The following is a 1,057-nucleotide window of genomic DNA, read 5'->3' on the forward strand; positions in this document are numbered from 1 at the left end:
CCGCTCCGCGATCTCCGCGGCCAGCGTCTCGTTGCGGGCGCGCAGGTCGGCCGACAGCCGGGTGCTGACCATGAACAGCATGCAGGCGAAGAAGGAGACCAGGAACAGCAGGCTCTCGAAGAAGTACCAGACGTTCCGCTGGCCGAGCACCGCGGGGCTCGACTCCGTGACCGGGCTCGCCGTCACGATCACGCTCAGGACGATGGCGGCGGCCATGTGTTCGGCCAGCACCGCGACGGTGATCCAGCGCAGCAGCCGCGGCTGGCTGCGGTCGCGCGCCAGCGTCAGGACCATGAAGCCCATCATGGTCAGGGCGAACAGGGTCGAGGCGTTGATGCGCAGCGACAGGTCCGCCGGCGCCAGCTCCATGGCGCCGGTCCAGAAGACGACCTGGCCGACCAGCAGCGAGATGCCGAGCCAGGGGTATCGCGGCTGCCCCAGGAAGCGCGCCAGTCCGTCGGCCATCAGCACCAGGCCGAGCTTGACGATCGCGTTGTCGGCAATGATCTGCCAGGTCGGCGGCGCCGGACCGCGCACGACGAAGAGCAGCACGCCGATCCCGAAGCAGATGGAGGCGGCGGCGATGAGCCGCAGCTCGTAGAGCCGCCGCCAGGCCAGCCAGACGAAGAGCCAGACGACGCTCTGCAGCGCCGCGATGAAGACCACGACGAGAAGGACGGTTTTCAGGTCGAGCATGGACTTCGAGAAAAAGCCCCGGATCGGGTTCGATGCGGCCCAGCCGCGGAGGCGGACGCTCTCTTTACACCAGCCAAAGCCCGAGCATCGCAGAAAACAACCACGGCGAACATAGGGCCACTCGGAACCCCGCCTGCCGGGAGTCCAGGAGGCGCCGCGGCCGCGGCCGGGCGGCGCCCGATCGGCCCGCGAGCACCGGGGTCGGTCAGGCCGGTCGCTCCGGCGCGCCGCCCGGCGGCCGCAGGCCGGGCAGCGGCAGGCGCATCGTGGCGACCGTCCCCTCGAACTCGCCGGCGCGCAGTTCCAGGCTGCCGCCGTGATAGTCGAGCAGCCGCCGGCTGCTGTAGAGGCCGAGCCCGGT

General features: G+C 70.5%; 1 protein-coding gene. It reads right to left on the minus strand.

Annotated features, from left to right (window positions below; all coding sequences use genetic code 11):
* Window positions 1-696 (minus strand): hypothetical protein (locus tag B9O00_RS32240; RefSeq protein ID WP_200808737.1); only part of this gene is annotated, 696 nt, incomplete at its 3' end.
* Between the last annotated feature and the right edge of the window lie 361 nt (window positions 697-1,057).

This window comes from Tistlia consotensis USBA 355, from assembly GCF_900177295.1.
GTDB lineage: Bacteria > Pseudomonadota > Alphaproteobacteria > Kiloniellales > DSM-21159 > Tistlia > Tistlia consotensis.